The following is an 18,894-nucleotide window of genomic DNA, read 5'->3' as shown; positions in this document are numbered from 1 at the left end:
ACCCGAAAAATGGCCGTGTGTCCGGAAGCTGCCGATGACGTTGCGGGATCGCCGCTGGTCTCAGCCTGAGCTCATAAACCCGCCGGGGATGAATGGCGATGAATGAGGCGATTCTACACCGCTGGCGTCGCGAGGGAATGGCGCAAAGCGTTGTTCCCCCGCTGAAGAGGCACGCGGGATGACGACTGGCAGGATCAGTGGTCGCCTCCCGGCATCACCGGATTGCTGCGCAGGTTGCTGACGCGACGGCCTATCACGCTGTTGAGCAACAGCGATACGCCGCTCAACACCACGAAGCCGTAACCCAATGTCGCCTGCAGGTTGGCCGGGCCGAGGCTGATCAAGGCGCTGACCAGCCCGCCACAGATAAAGATGATGGTGCTGCCGGCGGACGCCGATGCGCCGGCATTTTCGGCGAACAGGCTCATGGCGCGGGAGGTGGCCGGTGGTCTTGAAATGGTCGTGCCTACCGTGCAGATCAGCATTGGAATCAGCACCGTCGCCGCTGACAGATCATGATTGGCCGCCAGATAGAGCATCACCAGCCCCGAGAGCAGGATCAGACTCAGCCCGGTGAAAATCTGCTGTTGCGCATTGATATGCCGATTCAGCACGCTGGCGAACAGGCCGCCAAAGACATAGGCGGCGCCGTAGATCAGCAGGATCAAGGCAAAATCGTAAGGTGCCATCTGCAGCTGCTCCATGAAGATCAGCGGCGAAATGACAATGAAGGAAAAGTGGCAGGCGAAAGCGAAGGCGGAAATCAGCCAGCAGCCGACGAATTCGAAATTGCTCAGGACGCGCTGATAGGACTGGAGGAAGCCAAGGCGGCTGGGATCATGAGGAGGACGGCTGTTATCGAGCAATCGCCAGGTCTTGATCAGAACTGCTGCGGCCAGGGCGATGAAGACCCAGAAGCTGCCGCGCCAGCCGAGCGTGGCTTGCAGAAACGTACCCGCCAGTGGCGATACCGAAATGAAGATGCCTGTTGCGGTGACCATCAGGATTCGCAGGCGATCGCGCTCGTTGCCTTCGAACAGATCCTGCACCAGAGCCTGGGACAGCACGAAGCAACCGCATCCCAGTGCCTGCATCACCCGGAAAATCAGGAACAGCGTGTAGTCACTGCTCAGCGCGCAGCCAAGCGCGCCGAGCAGCGACACGCTCATGCCGGCAAGCAGCAGACCTTTGCGCCCGATCACATCGGACAACGGGCCGATCAATAGCTGGGCAAATGCGATGCCCACGGCAAACAGACTGATCGACAGGGCGATGTCGTTTGGCGATCGGCCAAAATGTGCTGCCAATGCCGGAAAGGAAGGCAGCAGCACATCCAGTGGAAACACGCCAAGCAGGGTCATCGCCAGCAGCAGGCTGACGGCTGCGCGCTGTTGTCGACGGGTAACTACAGGGTTGTGTTTATCCATCGATCAATCCTGCCTTGGCGAAAAGTGTCCGGTTATGAGGCAGTGCAAAAAAACCTGCTTTGTGCAGGGCTTCAAGCGTGGGCCTGGAGCCAGCACGGGCGCGGGCGCGCCTGGCCTGCATCGTGGTCATGCCGGCGACAATCTCGAGCGCGTCGCTATCGGCAATACCGGCCGAGCGCAGGCTTTGTTGCAGCCAGCTTTCATCGGCTTCAAAGAAAATCGAAATGATCTCCACCAGCGTCTTGCTGGCGAACAACCGCTGGCGACTGTTCATCGCGATCCAGAAATAATGGAAAGCTTCGGCGAAATAGCGGCTGTGCCTGGCTTCGTCGGCCAGGTGATCGCGCAACATGTCGTTCACGCTGCTGACCAAAGTATCGCGGCAGGCCTCCAGCAACTCACGGGCAATGATCGTTTCCGAAACGAACCCAAGCAGGAACCAGGCCAGTGCGCGGTTCTTCTCCGGCGTGCGCGCGATCAAGGCGTTCATGCGGGTGATCCGCCTCGGAATGACGGGGCGCCGGGTGATGCTGTAGAACGCGGCGATCTGCTCGGCAATCTGGTTGGAAAACAACGCGTGATAGCCCTCGTCGGTATACAGCTGCAGCGCTGCATGTTTCATCGGCAGCGGAATGTAGATGGGCAGTTCGCGATGCACGATGACTTCCACTGCGCGGTTGACGATGCGGTGTTCAAGCAGGGTGGTGTAGTCGAGGAAGTACACCAGATGATTGGCCGTCAGGCGATGCAGGGTGTCCCGACCCTTGGCCTGAATGGCCGGGTGCGTCAGATAGGGAAGAAACGCCGGGGGGAACCAGTAGCGTGTCTGCAGTTGCTGCTCGACATCGCCTGGTAGTCGATAGTCATGGGTACTGCAGCGCACCGATGCACGGTTGTCCCAGTCTGGAAGGGTAAATTTGAGCGACCATGAAACCGGCGCTTCGCTCTCATCCATCGTCGGGGAAATCATGACGCTACCCCGCTCAGCAGATCACGCATTTCCTGGCACATGGCCTGGCCATCGCTTTCTCCGCAGCCGACGAAGAACAACGGTTGCTCGGCGCTGCCCGCGATGCCGAGCAGGGTTTCAACCTGCGCGTCGGCGAACGCGCCGGTCAGCCAGGTATTGAGCCCCAGCGTTGTTGCGACCAGTTGAAATGTCTGCGAGAGATGGCCGGCCTCGATGAATGCCATGCGGTAGGCGCGTGAGTGCTCGTACTTCCACCAGAGACGATCAAACCTTGCAGTAATGAAGACGCCCAGCGGCAGGTTATTGATGAAATGCTGGCCACCGAGCAATTGACCCAGTTGCGGATCGGGCAGCGCATTGATCCGACTCAGAGCGTGTTCGGCAGGGTGGTAAGCGTAGACGCCGGGTTCCAGCCCGCTGACATTCTGCGCCAGAAGAAAGCCCTCACAGGCATTCAGTCCGCCACCGGACGGGCAGCTTCGGCGGGCCTCGAGTCCTGGCGCGACAGGATCATCGTGGGCATTTTCGCGCGGTGGCAGATAGCCGAGGGTGAAATACAGCAGCTTGCCCACCTCGTCCAGTGTCACCGCCGCACCGGTGTAGGAACGGCAGGTTTTGCGCTTGAGCAATGCCCCAGTCAGGCTGTCATCGTTGACGGCGCCCGGCGCAGGCAGGGAGATGAGGGCCTCCACAGGCTGCGGCGACCTGGAGTGTGCAGGTTCCGGCTTTGCCAGCACTTCGCTGCAATGCGCCAGATATTGCCTCGACCACTCGTGAATGTTCTGTGGAATATACTCACAAGGAATATTTTGTGTGCCGATGTGATAGATCCTGGATAGTTCATCCCAACCCCATTCCGGGCTGTCTATTTTTGCAATGGTTAGAATGTCTGCGTCCAGAAGTTGTTTGTCTATTATGTTGCCTGGGTCAAAAAGGTCAGGGTTGTCTATAAGTTTCGCGAGGCGATTGGAGTATTCAAGGCCAAGCTCGTGTTGAGTGTGGTTTTTGTAATTCCACACAACTTGGCCAGGTGGGCGCGGCAATATAAATAGAAAAGGATTGATATACATTTGTTCAGGTCACTCAGGAGTAGTCTGAAGGACGCCGCAGTGCCGGCATTCTGCGGCGTCCAGACTTACTTAACGTACGTTGGCTGCAACCAGAAAGGCGAGGTTGGCGATTTTATTTGTTTCCAGATAAATGGTTTTCATGATGTGAACTCCTTGTTCATAGAAAGTTGAAGTCGCTTCATGGCGACAACTTCATAATAGTTTGTAATCGAATATTGGCAAGAGGATATTAAGTAGGAATATTCCAGTAATTTTGTCGGAGTGATCTTGTGCTAATGACTTATTGTGTAGGTTAATTTTCCATAAATAGCGGACACAAAGAAACGTCCTGCAAAGCCGACGGAAATTATTGTAGGAAAAGTTTCTAGCACTCATGGTGAGTGTGAATAAGCGAGGGAAGGGCGTCGCAAATGAAACGGGGAGCCTGTGGCTCCCCGTGTTCAACCGCAATCAGCTATTGGGCAGCAGACGGCAGGTGATGCTTTTGATATAGCGGGTTTCAGCAATGGCCGGATGCACCGGATGATCCGGACCCTGGCCGCCACGTTCGAGCATCTGGATGTTGCGGTCCAGATGACGGGCGCTGGTCAGCAGGATGTTCTGCAGATCGTCTTCCGGCAGGTGCATGGAGCACGAAGCGCTGACCAGAATGCCGTCCTTGGTCAGCAGGCGCATGGCTTGCTCGTTCAGACGACGGTAGGCGCCTTCGCCGTTCTTCATGTCTTTCTTGCGTTTGATGAAGGCCGGCGGATCGGCAACGATTACGTCGAAACGTTCTTCGCTGGCTTTGAGTTCCTTCAAGGCTTCGAAGACATCGCCTTCGATGCAGGTCATCTTGTCCGCGAAGCCGTTCAGTGCAGCGTTGCGCTCGACACCGTCAAGGGCGAACGCAGAGGCGTCGACGCAGAACACTTCGCTGGCGCCGAACGCAGCGGCCTGCACGCCCCAGCCACCGATGTAGCTATAGAGGTCGAGCACGCGTTTGCCTTTGGCGTAAGGTGCCAGGCGCGCGCGGTTCATGCGGTGGTCGTAGAACCAGCCGGTTTTCTGGCCTTGAATGACCGGCGCTTCGAACTTGACGCCGTTCTCTTCCAGCGCGACCCATTCCGGCACCAGACCGAACACGGTTTCGACGTAACGGTTGAGGCCTTCGGCGTCGCGGGCGGCGGAGTCGTTCTTGAACAGAATGCCGCTTGGCTTGAGCACCTGAGTCAACGCGGCGATCACGTCGTCTTTATGCGCTTCCATGGTCGCCGAGGCGATCTGCACCACGAGGATGTCGCCGAAACGATCGACCACCAGACCCGGCAGCAGGTCGGAGTCGCCGTAGACCAGACGATAGAACGGCTTGTCGAACAGACGCTCGCGCAACGAAAGTGCGACATTCAGGCGATGCACCAGCAGCGACTTGTCCAATGCCAGTTTGATGTCGCGCGACAGCAGGCGCGCGCAGATCAGGTTGTTCGGGCTCATGGCGACGATGCCCAACGGCTTGCCGCCAGCGGCTTCGAGCACCGCCTGATCGCCGGCCTTGAAGCCGTGCAGAGGCGTGGCGGCCACGTCGATTTCGTTGCTGTAGACCCACAAGTGGCCGTTGCGCAGGCGACGGTCGGCGTTGGCTTTGAGGCGCAGGCTAGGCAGGGACATGACGTCGCTCCGGAAAAAAGAGCGGGAGTATAGCGTGTTGAGGCGTGCTCCGGTCTGGCCTGCGATGAAAAGCGGATGGCCCCTTCGCGAGCAGGCTCGCTCCCACACTCCCACACTCCTACACTTGGAATGCATTCACCTGTGGGAGCGAGCCTGCTCGCGAAAGGATTTCGGCGCTTACGCAGCCAGTGCGTCAATCAGCGCCTGGCTGAACGCCGGCACATCATCCGGCTGGCGGCTGCTGATCAGGTTGCCGTCCTTGACCACTTCCTGATCGACCCAGTTCGCACCGGCATTGACCAGATCGTCCTTGACCGTTTTGTAGCTGGTCATGGTCTTGCCGTTGACCAGTCCCGCCGAGATCAGCAACCAGCTGCCGTGGCAGATCACGGCAATCGGCTTGCCCGCCGAAGCGGCAGTCTTGACCAGATGCTGAGCATCCTGATCGATACGGATGGTGTCGGAATTCTGCACACCGCCGGGCAGCAGCACGGCATCGTATTGATCGACGCTCACAGCCTGGAAAGTGTTGCTGACGGGGAAGTCGTCGGCCGGTTTGTCATGGTTCCAGCCTTTGACGGTGCCGGCCTCGGCCGAGAGGATATCGACCTGCACGCCGGCCTGCTCGAGGGCATCCTTGGGGCCGGTCATTTCGACCTGTTCGAAACCATCGGTAACCAAAATAGCGACGCGTTTGCCATTGAGGGAAGTTGCCATCGGTAAGCTCCTGAGTCTGTGGAGATTTTGCCATCGCAGCGGACCATTGAGGTCCGATGCGCCCTACAGAGTCCGAAGCCTGTGCACAGATGAAAGTTCCGGCGATGTGCCCATCGGTGTGTCGCCCTGCCGTTTCAGCGGTTAGAATCGCCGCCTGTCCCAGAGTGTGTACTTATGTCCCAAGAGCTGACCACCGAACAGATTCAACAATCGCTGCAAGGCATCAGTGTGCCGGCGCAACCGCAGATCATGGTGGATCTGCAAATGGAGCAGTACATGCCCGACCCGGACCTGGAGGTGATCGCCAGGCTGATCTCCCAGGATCCCGGTCTGTCCGGCGCGCTGTTGAAGATCGTCAACTCGCCGTATTACGGCCTGAGCAACAAGATCACCTCGATCCAGCGTGCGGTGAACCTGTTGGGCAGCCGTTCGATCATCAACCTGATCAACGCGCAGTCGATCAAGGGCGAGATGAACGATGACACCATCGTCACCCTCAACCGTTTCTGGGACACCGCGCAGGATGTGGCGATGACCTGCCTGACCCTGGCCAAGCGCATCGGCACCCAGGCCGGTGACGAAGCCTATGCGTTGGGCCTGTTCCACGATTGCGGCGTGCCATTGATGCTGCAGCGTTTCCCCAATTATATGACCGTGCTGGAAGAGGCCTACGCCAGCGCCAGCCCGGAATGCCGCGTGGTCGATACGGAAAACCGTGTGTTCAACACCAACCACGCCGTGGTCGGTTATTACACGGCCAAGTCCTGGCGCCTGCCGGAGCATGTCAGCGCCGCCATCGCCAATCACCACAATGCGCTGGCGATTTTCAGCGACGAATCGTCGAAAAACAGCCAGCTGAAAAACTTGCTGGCGATTCTGAAAATGGCCGAGCACATCTGCGCCTCCTACCGGGTGCTGGGCAACCAGAGCGAAGATTTCGAGTGGAATGCGGTTGGCCCACTGGTGCTCGATTACGTCGGTCTGTCGGACTACGACTTCGAAACACTCAAACAAACGATTCGCGACCTCGGCGCGCATTGATCCGAGGACACCATGCCTGAACTGCCGGAAGTCGAAACCACCCGTCGCGGAATTGCCCCGCACCTGGAAGGCCAGCGGGTCAGCCGGGTCATCGTCCGCGACCGGCGCCTGCGCTGGCCGATCCCCGAAGACCTCGATGTGCGTTTGTCCGGGCAGCGCATCGTGCTGGTCGAGCGCCGCGCCAAGTACCTTTTGATCAACGCCGAGATCGGCACGCTAATCAGCCATCTGGGCATGTCCGGCAATCTGCGCCTGGTCGAGGCCGGGTTGCCGGCGTTGAAGCACGAACACGTCGACATTGAACTGGAATCGGGACTGGCCCTGCGCTACACCGACCCGCGACGCTTCGGTGCGATGCTGTGGAGCAACGACCCGCTCAATCACGAGTTGCTGATTCGCCTCGGGCCGGAGCCGCTGACCGATCTGTTCGATGGCGAGCGCCTGTTCCAGCTGTCGCGCGGGCGCTCGATGGCGGTCAAGCCGTTCATCATGGACAACGCGGTGGTGGTCGGGGTCGGCAATATCTATGCGACCGAAGCGCTGTTCGCCGCCGGCATCGATCCGCGCCGCGAAGCCGGGGGCATCTCCCGCGGGCGTTACTTGAAACTGGCAATCGAGATCAAACGCATCCTCGCCGCCGCCATCGAGCGTGGCGGCACGACGTTGCGCGATTTCATTGGCGGTGACGGTCAGCCGGGATACTTCCAGCAGGAACTGTTTGTCTACGGCCGCGGCGGTCAGCATTGCAAGGTCTGCGGCACCGGCTTGCGCGAAGTGAAGCTGGGCCAGCGCGCCAGCGTGTTTTGCCCGCGCTGCCAGACCTGAAGAAATCCTTCGGTCTATAGTGAGAAGTCTCACTGCTCAGCCCGAAGGATCGTGCCATGAAAGTCCTGCAAGTCTTCTTCGTCACGCTGCTGTTGTGTTCCAGCCTGGCCGTTCAGGCCTCGGAAACCGGCAGCGGTGATCCGCGTTACACCATCCAGAATCCCCCGGCCTACGCCATGCTTGGCGACCTGCTGATTGCCCGGCCCTTGCTGGTGGTGGCCACGGTGATCGGTGCGGGGGCGTTCGTGGTGTCGTTGCCGTTTACCGCACTGGGCGGCGGTGTTGGCGATGCCGGTCAGGCGCTGGTGGTCGACCCGGCGAAAGCAGCGTTTGTGCGGTGTCTGGGGTGTACAGGGGAGGGGTTTGAGCAGCGCGAGTGAGCTGATCGGGTTTCAGTGGTGTGGCTGATGGCCCATTCGCGAGCAGGCTCGCTCCCACAGGGGGAATGCATTGCAAATGTGGGAGCGAGCCTGCTCGCGAAGAGGGCGGCACAGGGCTGAAGAGATCAGGCCTTGCCGGTGATCTTGCGGTACTTCTCCATCAACTGTTCTTCAGTCTCCGGATGGGCTTCGTCCAGTGGAATGCAATCCACCGGGCAGACCTGCTGGCACTGCGGCTCGTCGTAGTGGCCGACGCACTGGGTGCACAGGTTCGGGTCGATCACGTAGATCTCTTCGCCTTGGGAAATGGCGGCGTTCGGGCACTCGGGTTCGCAGACGTCGCAGTTGATGCAATCGTCGGTGATGATCAGGGACATGCTAACTCCAGCCGGGGCGGCAGGCCCGGGCGCTATAAATCAATGCGCGCAATTGTGCCGCATTGGCGCTTGCAGTGCACGCGGGGGCGATCAAGGGCTGCAAAACAGAGATCGCAGCCTTCGGCAGCTCCTACAAACAGAGATCGCAGCCTGCGGCAGCTCCTACTTTTTGAAGCGCAGGGTCAGCGCGTCGGCCACGGCCGGGTGGACGAACTTGCTGATATCACCGCCCAGCGCGGCAATCTCCCGCACCAGCGTCGAGGAAATGAACGAATAACGCTCCGACGGCGTGAGAAACAGGCTCTCCACATCCGGCGCCAGTTGGCGGTTCATGTTGGCCAGCTGGAATTCGTATTCGAAGTCCGACACCGCGCGCAGACCACGCAGGAACACGTTGGCGTTCTGCTCTTTGGCGAAATGCGCAAGCAATGTGGAGAAACCGACCACTTCCACGTTCGGCAGGTGTTTGGTGACCTCGCGAGCCAGTTCGACCCGTTGTTCCAGCGGGAACAGCGGGTTCTTTTTCGGGCTGGCGGCGACCGCAATGATCACGTGATCGAACAGGCGCGAGGCGCGTTCGACCAGATCGCCATGGCCCTTGGTAATAGGGTCGAAGGTACCTGGGTACAACACTCGGTTCATCGCGTCGTCCTGGCGGGAGTCCGTTGGGGAGTCGGATGGTATCGCAGCCTTCCCGGTCGGCCAAGTCGCCTGTTGGGTAAGAAAGCACTATAGACGATAGGAATATTCTGCTTTTTCATGGGTTTTTCAGCCGATCAGCCAACGCTGTCGCCAGTTGCGCGGTGAGGCCATACACCGACAGCTGCGGGTTGGCGCCGATGCTGGTGGGGAACAGCGAGCCGTCGTGAATCGACAGATTGCTCAGTTGATGATGGCGACCGAGGCTGTCGGCAACCGCGCTTTTCGGATCTTCACCCATCGCACAGCCGCCCATCACATGGGCACTGCCCAGTCGCGTACGGTACAACTCCAGACTCAGACCATCGATCAGCGAGCGCGCTTCGGCCAATGTCTTCACATAACGACCGTCGGCATGCATCGGCATCACCGACTGCGCGCCGCCGGCGAACTGAATTTCGGCCATGACGTGAAAGGCCCGGCGCAAACCGTCCCAGGCGTACTGCGAAACCTGATAGTCGAGCACGGGCGAGCCATCACCGCGCAGCTCCACCGAGCCACCGCTGCTGTCCGGGTGGAAGCCATCGCGCAGCAGCGCCAGCATCGCGTGGGTGTGCGGCAGGTCGGCCATATGCTGGGCGTTTTCCTTGCCGAAACCACCCAGCAGCGTGGCCGCCAGCGCCGGGTGCAGCGGCGGCACTTCGAGCTTGAACGCCATCGGCCCGGTGGTGCCGTCCTTCCATTGAAAATGGTCGGAATAGATCGACTGCGGCGCGCCGTAAAACGGATTGACCACCTCGGCGAAACGCGCGGCGGACATGTTCACCGGGTGCAGAAAGGTGCGCTTGCCCACGCGCTCATGCGGATCCGGCGCGTCGGAGCGCAGCAACAGCGCCGGGCTGTTGATGCCGCCGCCGGCCAGCACGTAATGCCGCGCCTTGACGGTGATGCTGCGCCCGGTCGGCTCGACGCAGCGGTCGTCCATCGCTACGCAATGCAGCCCGGTAACCTTGTCGCCGCTGATCAGCAGCTTCTCCACCCGCGCCAGATACAGCAGCTCGCCGCCCTTTTCCAGCGTCGCCGGGATGGTCGTGACCATCATCGATTGCTTGGCGTTGCTCGGGCAGCCCATGCCGCAATAGCCGAGATTCCAGCAACCGCGAACGTTGCGCGGGATCACGTGCCAGCTGTAGCCGAGTTGCTCGCAGCCTTTGCGGATCACATCGTTGTTGGCATTGGGCGGCACCATCCACGGCGCGACCCCGAGGCGCTGCTCCATTTTTTCGAACCACGGCGCCATCTCTGCCGGACTATGGCCTGTGACGTTGTGCTCGCTGGCCCAGTGTTCAAGGGTCGGCTCGGGTGTGCGGAAGCTCGAGGTCCAGTTGATCAGCGTCGTGCCGCCGACCGCGCGGCCCTGCAGGATCGTGATCGCGCCGTCCTTGCTCATGCGCCCGATGCCTTCCTGATAGAGGCTGCTGTAGGCCTCGTCTTCGAGCAGTTTGAAATCCGAACTGGTCTTCAGCGGGCCTTCTTCGATCAGCAGGACTTTATAACCGGCTGCGCTGAGGATTTCCGCCGTGGTGCCGCCACCGGCGCCACTGCCGATGATCGCCACGTCGGCTTCAAGGGTGAGGTCGTCGCTCAGTTGCGCGCCGTTGTAGGTTTTCCAGCCTCGGGCGAGGCCTTCGCGGAAGGGATCGGGTACGGGCATCGGTCAGGTTCTCTTTATTATTCTGGATGCTGAGGTGATGCAGTTGGCCCATTCGCGAGCAGGCTCGCTCCCACAGGGACATGCATTTCAAATGTGGGAGCGAGCCTGCTCGCGAAGGCCGCGCCCCGGTTTCAGACCTTCGGCGGCCCGGGATAACCGCAATGAGCCCAAGACTCGGCGCGGGTGTACCAGGCCATCATCACCATCTGCTGCAATGAGCTATGGCCCATGCGCAGCAAGCTCAATGAACTGTTCTCCCAGCGTTCGAGGAAATGCCGCATCGCTTCAGGGCTGGCGTTTTCCCAACTGCCCCAGATGCCGGTGAGCGGGCCACGGGTCACGGCCATGCCCAGCACGTCGAACAGTTGCCGAGTGAGCTTGAGCATTTCCGGCGACACGTGATCGAGGCTGTAGTCCAGCGACTTCAGCGTGCCGTCGACCGCTGCGGGCATTTCCCCGGCGGCAACGGCGCCGTCGAGCATCACCGGGATCAGCGCGCGCAGGAACAGCAGATCGCCGTCGCGCAAAACGACAAAGCCGTTGGCGCTGACGCCCGACGAGCAGCCAGTGAGGCTGGCGCCAAGGCCGGCGGTGGCGAGAAACGCGGTGGCGCCGAGGCTGAATTTCAGCAGGCCACGGCGCGACAGGGCAGGTGTTTCGGTCAGGCTTGGGTGCATTGTTGTTATTACCCGGGTCGACAGCGTTTAGCGGATGAACAGTTTTTGGATCAGTTTCTGAATCGATGTGCCGTAGGGCGGGTAGATCAGTCGCGCCGCGTTGAAGCGCTGTTTGATCAGCACGCCCTTGGCCTTGCTGAACGTCAGGAAACCTTCGTGGCCGTGGTAATGGCCCATGCCCGAGGGACCGATGCCACCGAAGGGCATGTCGTCCTGAGCGACATGCAACAAAGTGTCGTTCAGGCATACGCCGCCGGAATGGGTCTCGTGCAGTACGCGATGCTGTTCGCGTTTGTCGTAGCCAAAGTAGTAAAGAGCCAGAGGACGAGGCCGCTGATTGATGTAAGCGAATGCCTGCTCCAGATCGCGGTAAGGCACGATTGGCAGCAACGGGCCGAAGATTTCGTCCTGCATCACGGTCATCTCATCGCTGACATTGAGCAGCACGCTGTGTGGCATGCGTCGGCCCTGGCCTTGCTCGAACAGCGGGATCAGCAGCGCGCCCTTGCTGGTCGCGTCGCTGACATAACTGTTGAGCCTGGCCAGTTGGCGCTCATTGATAATCGCGGTGTAGTCGGCGTTGTCGGCCAGGGTCGGGTAGAAGCCTTTCACAGCCTGACGATAGGCCTCGACGAAAGCGCCGACGCGGTCTTCCGGCACCAGCACATAGTCGGGCGCGACGCAGGTCTGCCCGGCGTTGAGGGTCTTGCCGAAGGCGATGCGTTCGGCGGCGTCCTTGAGCGGTACGTCTCTGGAGACGATGGCCGGCGACTTGCCGCCCAGTTCCAGGGTGACCGGCGTGAGGTTTTCCGCGGCAGCGCGCATGACGTGCCTGCCGACGCTGGTGGAGCCGGTGAACAGCAGATGATCGAAAGGCAGGCGCGAGAAGGCCACGCCGACATCCGCCTCACCCAGCACCACACAGACCAGGTCTTCGGGAAAGATCCGCGCCAGCAGTTCTTTGAGCAGCAGCCCGGTGGCCGGGGTCGATTCGCTGAGCTTGAGCATCACCCGATTGCCGGCAGCCAGGGCGCCGACCATCGGCCCTACGGCCAGATACAACGGGTAGTTCCACGGCACGATCACACCGACCACGCCCAATGGCTGATAAACCACCTTCGCCGAAGCCGGCTGGAACGCCACGCCGACCTTGCGCCGCGAGGGCTTCATCCAGTTTTTCAGGTGACGGCTGGCGTAATGAATGCCGTGCAGGCTCGGCATCAGCTCGGCGAGCAGGGTTTCGTCGGCGCTGCGGTGACTGAAATCGGCACCGATCGCGTCGATCAATGCCTGCCGCTCAGCGCTGAGCAGATCGCGCAGCGCCTTGAGCCACTGCTGACGTTGCGCGGCCGGCGGCATCGGGTTGGCGGCGTACGCGGCCCGTTGTGCCTGGAACTGCCGATCGAGGGTTTCAAGAGGCTGTTGCAGTGTTTGCAAATAGGCAATGTCGGCAGTCATCGCAGGCTCCGGATTTTATTGTAGTGGGCACTTTTTAGAGTCTATGCTCTAGAAAGTCAAACGACTTCCGCGCACGTCAGTGTTTTATCCACTTCCGGTTAGGTCGTAAGATGCGCCGTCAACGCACTCTGAATTAAAGCTCAAGCCATGGCCCCACGAATAAAAACCAGCGAGCGCATCGTTCAGAACAGCCTGGAGCTGTTCAATCAGCAGGGCGAGCGCAGCGTCAGCACCAATCACATCGCCGCGCACATGGAGATTTCTCCGGGCAACCTGTACTACCACTTCCCCAACAAGCAGGCGATCATCGCCGTGTTGTTCAGTGAGTACGAAGCCCTGGTGGACAGCTTTTTGCGTCCGCCCCAGGGCCGTCCGGCGACCGTCGAAGACAAGCGGTTCTATTTGAAGGAACTGCTTTCGGCCATGTGGCGCTACCGCTTTCTGCATCGCGACCTCGAGCATTTGCTCGACAGCGATGCGGAGCTGGCCGCGCGTTATCGGCGCTTTTCCCAGCGCTGCGTGATCCAGGGGGCCGCAATCTACGAAGGTTTTGTCGCCGCCGGCATCCTGAAAATGGATCGCGTGCAGATCGAATCGCTGACCCTCAATGCGTGGATCATCCTGACCTCGTGGGTGCGTTTTCTGTGCACCACGCGGGAAAACTCCAACCACCTCAGCGAACAGGCCGTTAAGCGTGGCGTGTATCAGGTGTTGGTGCTGGAAGCGGGGTTCGTCACCGATCAGGCGCGGGATGAGGTCAACGCATTGTTCGACGAGTTCTACGTGCCGCTGGCGCAGGCCCTTGAAGACGTGAAATAAACCGTTCAGCCGAATTCCACAGGAGCCCGTTATGTCGATTGCGCAGTTGATCAGCCCACAAGCTTTGGACGCTCGCAAAGAGCAGCCGGGGCTGGTGATTCTCGATTGTCGTTTCGCCCTAGAAGATCCGGATTACGGCCAGCGCAGCTATGCCGAAGGGCACATTGCCGGGGCGAGTTTCGCCGATCTGGAACGGGATCTGAGCGGTAAAGTCGAGAAGGGCGTGACCGGGCGTCATCCGTTGCCCGAGCCGGCGGCGCTGAACGAACGCCTGCAAGCCTGGGGCATCAGCAACGACAGCGATGTGGTTTTGTATGACGACGGCCCGGGTGCGTACGCGGCGCGGGCGTGGTGGTTGCTGGCATGGCTGGGCAAGCGCGACGGCGTGTTCATTCTCGACGGCGGGCTCAAGGCCTGGCACGCGGCTGGCCTGCCGCTGAGTCTGGATCCGCCTAGCGTGACGCCGGGTAACTTCAGTGGTCAGCCGGACATGAGCCTGTTGCTCAGCGCCGAGCAATTGCAGCAGCGCCTCGGCCAGCCAACCCTGACCCTGCTCGACGCCCGCGCCTTGCCGCGCTTCAAGGGCGAAGTGGAACCGATCGATCCGGTGGCCGGGCATATTCCCGGCGCGCAGTGTGCGGCGTTCACCGACAACCTCGGCAGTGATGGACGGTTTTTGCCGGCAGAGCAGCTCAACCAGCGCTTTGCGGCGAAACTGGGCGATCGCTCACCGTCGGAACTGGTCGCCTACTGCGGCTCCGGAGTGACGGCGTGTCATAACCTGTTCGCACTGTGCCTGGCCGGTTATCCGCTGGGGGCGCTGTATGCCGGATCGTGGAGCGAGTGGATCAACGAACCGTCGCGCGGCATTGCCACCGGCGAATAAACACAGCGATCTCCTGTAGGAGTGAGCCTGCTCGCGATGGCGGTATGTCTGTGAGTTAAATGCCAACTGACTCACCGCTTTCGCGAGCAGGCTCGCTCCCACATTGAACCAGGTTGTGCCATGCATTTTCATGCCGACACAAATCCCTGTGGGAGCGAGCCTGCTCGCGAAGGCGTCCTGTCAGGCATTGAATCTCCAGACTGACACACCGTCATCGCGAGCAGGCTCACTCCTGCAAGGAATATGCGGTGCTCAATGACCGAGTGCGGCCAGCCATTGCGGGATACGCCGCTCCAGGTAATACCCGGGCCTGCGCACCGAGCCGTCGACGAAACCGACATGACCACCACGCGTTTGCAATTCGAATTGGGTGCAGGCTGACAACTCATCGGCCTGCGGCAAGCTGTGGGGAAATACGAAAGGATCGTCCGCCGCCTGAATGATCAGCGTCGGCGTGCGGATTTCGCCGAGGTAGTAGCGGCTCGAGGCGCGGCGGTAGTAATCCTCGGCATCATTGAAGCCATGCAGCGGCGCGGTGACCCGGCCATCGAAATCCCAGAATGTGCGCATGTTCTCCAGCGAACCCAGCGCGGCCAGTTTCGCCAGGCCGTCTTCGCGCCCGTCATGCTGGAACTGGCGCTGCTTGTTCTTGATGTAGGCAACCATCTCACGCATGAAATGCGCCTGATAAACCCGCGAAAATCCCTGGCCGATGCGATCGGCGCATTGATCGAGGCGAAACGGCACCGAGACTGCCACCGCGCCGAGCAAGCCGCTATTGCTACCAGTTTCACCCAGATGTTTGAGCAGCACGTTGCCGCCCAGTGAATAGCCGACCGCATACAAAGGTGCCAACGGGCGTTTCGCGCGCAGGTGCTGGATGGCTTCGGCAAGGTCTTCGCTGGCGCCGGAGTGGTAGCTGCGCGGCAACAGATTCGGCTCGCCGGAACAACCGCGCCAGTTCAGCGCGACGCTGGCCCAGCCCTGCTCGGCCAACGTCTTCTGAATGCCCGCCACGTAGGGCGAATTGGATGAGCCGGTCAAACCGTGCAGTACCAGCACCAACGGCGCCTCGGCACTGTGCGGGCCGTGCCAGTCGAGGTCGAGGAAGTCGCCGTCCTCGAGCCACAGGCGTTCGCGTTCGCGCTCGATGTGCACGGTCTTGCGCCACAAAGGACCCCAGAGGGTTTGCAGGTGCGGATTGCCGAGGCCGAAAGCCGGAACGAAGCGGGAGGCAGGAAGCGCGGACGGTGGTTGCACGGCAAATCTCGACAGGTCTTGCGTAAAGCGGCAGGCGCCCGGTGCGCCAGCCGCTTCTCAATGAAGCGCCTAACTTGCCACAAAGCCGGTGTCGGCGCGACACATGCTCTCATCAGCCTCGCTGACCGGTGCAGCCTCTGGCTCAGGTAATGGCTGCTGTTCGACAGTGGCACCTGCGGTGACCGACACCCAGCGATCTGCCGACAGATGCCGGTCCATCGCGTTTTTAACATCGGCCACTGTCAGTCTGAGCACCTGCTGCACTGTGTAATCGAGATCGAGCGGCAGGTCGTAGCGGTTGATTTCCACTAGTCTGGCGAGAATCTGCCGATTACTGGCGCTGTCCAGCACGTTCCTGTTGGCCAGCCTGCGCTTGAGATGCTCCAGCTCCAGCGTGGTCGGCCCATCCCGGAGAAACTCATTGAGCATGTCGCGCACCAGCGCAGCGGTGCCAGCGCTGACTGAATTGCCGGTCTGCAAGGTGAAGGTCACTAATCCAGCGCCGCCGGCCCAATTGATGTTGGCGCCGTAGACGTCATAGACCCTTCCGCGCTTGTGCCGCAATTCGTTCATCAGACGGTTGTTGCTGCCACCACCGAGAATCTGACCGGCGGCGTACAGGGCGGCATGATCGGCATGGCGACGCGGTACGCTGGTCTGGGCGAAAACGATGTGTGTCTGCTGCTGCTGCGCCAATTCGAGGTGGCCGGTCTGTAAGGCGCTCGGGCTGGCAGTCGCTGAAGCCAAAAACGCGTCGGGTGGCGTGGGCAGGGCATCGCTGATTTGCAGGCTGATCGCCTGCGCCTGCGCCACAGTGAGATCGCCGACCAGAGTGATTTGCGCATGGCGGGCAGCGTAATAGCGGCGGTGGAAATCCTCCACGTGAGCACGCGTCACGGCACTGAGCCCCGACTCGGTGCCGTAGACCGGGAGACTGTAAGGGCTGTCCGGCGCCAGCAATGTCTTGACTCGTTGCAAAGCCTGATAACCGGCTTCGGCTTGCTCCGCGGAGAGCGCGGCGCGCAGTTCGTGCTTGACCGGCGCCAGGCGCTCCTCGCTCAACAGTGGCTCGCTGAGAATTTGTGTCAGCAGGCTGATGGCCGGCAGGCGTTTTGCCGGATCACTGAGGCTGCGCAAGGAGAACATGGCGCGGTCATGATCGATTTCCATATCCCATTGCGCGCCCAGCCCGTCGAAGGTTGCCATGACGGCGGACAGGTCCTTGCCCGGTACCCCCTCGTTGAGCAGGGAAAATGTCGTGGCTGCCAGGCCCGACCGATCACCGTCCCGAGCACTGCCCGCCGCGAAGCTGACGTGAATATCGAACATCGGCAGGTCGGTCGTGCGTACGAACAGCACCTTGGTATCGTTGCGGGTTTTCCAGCCTCTGATCTTCAATGCACGCGGTTTGATTTCCAGCGCTTTGACTTCACCGAGCGATTGCAGGCGTGAGGTCCGCTTCTGCGCAGGCTGGCCATCAGCGCAAGCCGCTGCGGTCAGGCAGATCAGCACGAATCCTGTGAGCAGTGAAAGACTATTCATTGGCGGCCGCCTTGTGCACGTGGGCAACACCCAGACGCTCGCGGGTCAGCCAGAGGGCGGCCGCGTCGCGAATCTGCTCCGGCGTCACTTTCGCCAACGTTTCGGCATCATCATCCAGCAGGCGCCAGGGCAAGCCGATGGTCGGGTACGAGGCGAGCTGACGGGCCTGTTGCTGTATCGAATCGCTGGCATACACCTGCTGCGCGATCAGTTGCGTACGTGCCCGCTCCAGCTCCTCCAGCGACGGCGGCGTGGTGCGCAATGCATCGATTTGCGCCCACACCCGCGCTTGCGCACCTGCCAGATCGGTCAGCGGTGGATCGGCCAATTCGGCGGTCAACAGCAACAGGCTGTCGCCGCGCGTCATTTGGTTGTAAACGGTGTCGATGCGATTGAACACGCGATCGGTAAACATCAGCTTCTGTTGCAGCCGCGCGCCGTTGGCGCCGCCCAGTATCGCGTTGATCAGACGCAAGGCGTGCACGGTGCGCGGATCTTTCGCAGTGGCCAGTCCGGGAACATTGAACGCCATCAGCAACTGCGCGGCGGGGACTTCGCGGTGCAAGGTCAATTGGCGCTCGCCCGGCACTTTCAGTTCCACGGGACTTGGCAGGAGCGGCACGGAGCGTTTTGCAAGGACGCCAAAATAGCGCTCGGCCAGCGGCTGCACCTGTGCGAGGGTGACGTCGCCGACGATCACCAGTACGGCATTGCCTGGTGCATAACGGCTTTCATACCAGTGACGAAGTTCGCCGGCGTCTACCTGCTGCAAGTCATGCATCCAGCCAATAACTGGAGTGCGGTAGCTGTTGGCGAAGTGGGCCAGGGCAGAGAAGTGCTCAAGAACGGCAGCATTGACATTGTCGTCAGTACGCAAATGGCGCTCTTCGCGGATCACCGCCATTTCGGTGCTCAGGTCATCGGCATGCAGATGAGCGGTCGACATCAGGTCGGCCATCAGTTCGAAGACGACGCCCAGATAGCGCGGCGCCAGGGTCTGTTGGTAGCTCGTGGCATCCGCGTAGGTAAAAGCACTTTCTTCGGCACCAATGGATTCCAGAATCCGCGATGCTTCATCGGCGCAGGTCTTGCTGCTGCCTTTGAACAGCATATGTTCCAGAACGTGGGAGAGCCCGGTCTGCCCTGGCGCTTCGTCAGCCGGGCCAACCTTGAACCACAGCTGCGAAGTAACCAGCGGCGCGCGGTGGTCCTCACGGACCAACACCTGCAAACCGTTTTCCAGGGTGAATTGATGAGTCGGCGGGGGCGTGGCGGCCAGCGTCATGAACGGCGCCAGGCCAAGAAAAAGCAGCATCCGGCTGCAGAGCGTATCCATACGCGAAATGTCCTCAGTGGTTAACGCAGATTGCGGCAACCACTGTGGCGATTTGCGAGGGGCAGGGTGCGGTAACTATTTACCGCACTCTCAACCCAGTGCAGGCAGG

The 18,894-nt window shown here is 60.6% G+C and carries 18 protein-coding genes; 5 read left to right on the top strand and 13 right to left on the bottom strand.

What is annotated here, in order from left to right; genetic code table 11:
• Positions 1 to 194 precede the first annotated feature (194 nt).
• The 5 genes from ND528_RS06030 to ND528_RS06010 form a co-directional block, all read right to left on the bottom strand.
• Positions 195 to 1,427, bottom strand: coding sequence for a multidrug effflux MFS transporter (locus ND528_RS06030; RefSeq protein ID WP_263469912.1), 1,233 nt, complete (start codon positions 1,425 to 1,427; stop codon positions 195 to 197).
• Entirely contained in the window at positions 1,420 to 2,397 is a 978-nt protein-coding gene (locus ND528_RS06025) for a diiron oxygenase (protein ID WP_130911245.1), read from the bottom strand. The genes ND528_RS06030 and ND528_RS06025 overlap by 8 nt, the downstream gene beginning before the upstream one ends.
• Complete coding sequence (locus ND528_RS06020; RefSeq protein WP_263469911.1) at positions 2,394 to 3,467, bottom strand: SagB family peptide dehydrogenase; 1,074 nt, start codon at positions 3,465 to 3,467, stop codon at positions 2,394 to 2,396. Before ND528_RS06020 ends, ND528_RS06025 begins: the two co-directional genes overlap by 4 nt.
• Positions 3,468 to 3,917: 450 nt before the next feature.
• Positions 3,918 to 5,114, bottom strand: coding sequence for a class I SAM-dependent rRNA methyltransferase (locus tag ND528_RS06015; RefSeq protein ID WP_016772700.1), 1,197 nt, complete (start codon positions 5,112 to 5,114; stop codon positions 3,918 to 3,920).
• Positions 5,115 to 5,291: 177 nt separating this feature from the next.
• Positions 5,292 to 5,831, bottom strand: a complete 540-nt coding sequence (locus ND528_RS06010; RefSeq protein WP_263469910.1) for a type 1 glutamine amidotransferase domain-containing protein — start codon at positions 5,829 to 5,831, stop codon at positions 5,292 to 5,294.
• A gap of 228 nt (positions 5,832 to 6,059) precedes the next feature.
• Here ND528_RS06010 and ND528_RS06005 point away from each other — a divergent pair, with 228 nt between their 5' ends.
• From ND528_RS06005 to ND528_RS05995, 3 genes are read left to right on the top strand one after another with little or no spacing between them, the layout of a single operon-like run.
• Entirely contained in the window at positions 6,060 to 6,872 is an 813-nt protein-coding gene (locus ND528_RS06005) for an HDOD domain-containing protein (protein ID WP_178083688.1), read from the top strand.
• A 12-nt stretch (positions 6,873 to 6,884) separates the two neighbouring features.
• A complete protein-coding gene (gene mutM, locus ND528_RS06000) occupies positions 6,885 to 7,697 on the top strand; it encodes a bifunctional DNA-formamidopyrimidine glycosylase/DNA-(apurinic or apyrimidinic site) lyase (protein WP_016772703.1) in 813 nt (270 codons plus the stop codon).
• A 56-nt stretch (positions 7,698 to 7,753) separates the two neighbouring features.
• Positions 7,754 to 8,077, top strand: a complete 324-nt coding sequence (locus ND528_RS05995) for a multidrug transporter (RefSeq protein ID WP_076564452.1) — start codon at positions 7,754 to 7,756, stop codon at positions 8,075 to 8,077.
• Positions 8,078 to 8,202: 125 nt separating this feature from the next.
• Here ND528_RS05995 and ND528_RS05990 read toward each other — a convergent pair whose 3' ends face one another.
• From ND528_RS05990 to ND528_RS05970, 5 genes are all read right to left on the bottom strand, one after another.
• Positions 8,203 to 8,454: a YfhL family 4Fe-4S dicluster ferredoxin gene (locus tag ND528_RS05990; protein ID WP_003195146.1), complete on the bottom strand. Its 252-nt coding sequence runs from the start codon at positions 8,452 to 8,454 to the stop codon at positions 8,203 to 8,205.
• Between the two features lie 162 nt (positions 8,455 to 8,616).
• Positions 8,617 to 9,096, bottom strand: coding sequence for a pantetheine-phosphate adenylyltransferase (gene coaD, locus ND528_RS05985; protein WP_003229157.1), 480 nt, complete (start codon positions 9,094 to 9,096; stop codon positions 8,617 to 8,619).
• Between the two features lie 115 nt (positions 9,097 to 9,211).
• Positions 9,212 to 10,807, bottom strand: coding sequence for a GMC family oxidoreductase (locus tag ND528_RS05980; RefSeq protein ID WP_263469909.1), 1,596 nt, complete (start codon positions 10,805 to 10,807; stop codon positions 9,212 to 9,214).
• A gap of 131 nt (positions 10,808 to 10,938) precedes the next feature.
• Positions 10,939 to 11,484 (bottom strand): twin-arginine translocation pathway signal protein, encoded by a 546-nt coding sequence (locus ND528_RS05975; RefSeq protein ID WP_263469908.1) that lies wholly within the window; start codon positions 11,482 to 11,484, stop codon positions 10,939 to 10,941.
• 27 nt (positions 11,485 to 11,511) lie between these two features.
• Positions 11,512 to 12,942 carry a coniferyl aldehyde dehydrogenase gene (locus ND528_RS05970; protein WP_263469907.1) on the bottom strand — a complete coding sequence of 477 codons (1,431 nt, stop codon included), beginning with the start codon at positions 12,940 to 12,942 and terminating at the stop codon, positions 11,512 to 11,514.
• Positions 12,943 to 13,089: 147 nt separating this feature from the next.
• Here ND528_RS05970 and ND528_RS05965 point away from each other — a divergent pair, with 147 nt between their 5' ends.
• A complete protein-coding gene (locus ND528_RS05965) occupies positions 13,090 to 13,761 on the top strand; it encodes a TetR/AcrR family transcriptional regulator (RefSeq protein ID WP_016772708.1) in 672 nt (223 codons plus the stop codon).
• Positions 13,762 to 13,792: 31 nt separating this feature from the next.
• A complete protein-coding gene (locus tag ND528_RS05960; protein WP_263469906.1) occupies positions 13,793 to 14,647 on the top strand; it encodes a sulfurtransferase in 855 nt (284 codons plus the stop codon).
• 252 nt (positions 14,648 to 14,899) lie between these two features.
• Here the strand turns inward: ND528_RS05960 and ND528_RS05955 are convergent, their stop codons facing one another.
• The 3 genes from ND528_RS05955 to ND528_RS05945 form a co-directional block, all read right to left on the bottom strand.
• Positions 14,900 to 15,907, bottom strand: coding sequence for a hydrolase (locus ND528_RS05955; protein WP_137214317.1), 1,008 nt, complete (start codon positions 15,905 to 15,907; stop codon positions 14,900 to 14,902).
• A gap of 69 nt (positions 15,908 to 15,976) precedes the next feature.
• Complete coding sequence (locus ND528_RS05950; RefSeq protein ID WP_130911988.1) at positions 15,977 to 17,449, bottom strand: M16 family metallopeptidase; 1,473 nt, start codon at positions 17,447 to 17,449, stop codon at positions 15,977 to 15,979.
• Positions 17,442 to 18,785, bottom strand: coding sequence for a M16 family metallopeptidase (locus tag ND528_RS05945; protein ID WP_263469905.1), 1,344 nt, complete (start codon positions 18,783 to 18,785; stop codon positions 17,442 to 17,444). Before ND528_RS05945 ends, ND528_RS05950 begins: the two co-directional genes overlap by 8 nt.
• Positions 18,786 to 18,894 lie beyond the last annotated feature (109 nt).

It is taken from the genome of Pseudomonas mercuritolerans (assembly GCF_025706525.1).
GTDB classification, from domain to species: domain Bacteria; phylum Pseudomonadota; class Gammaproteobacteria; order Pseudomonadales; family Pseudomonadaceae; genus Aquipseudomonas; species Aquipseudomonas mercuritolerans.
Note: the sequence above shows the minus strand (reverse complement) of the source record. Positions and strands in the feature narration are given on the sequence as shown.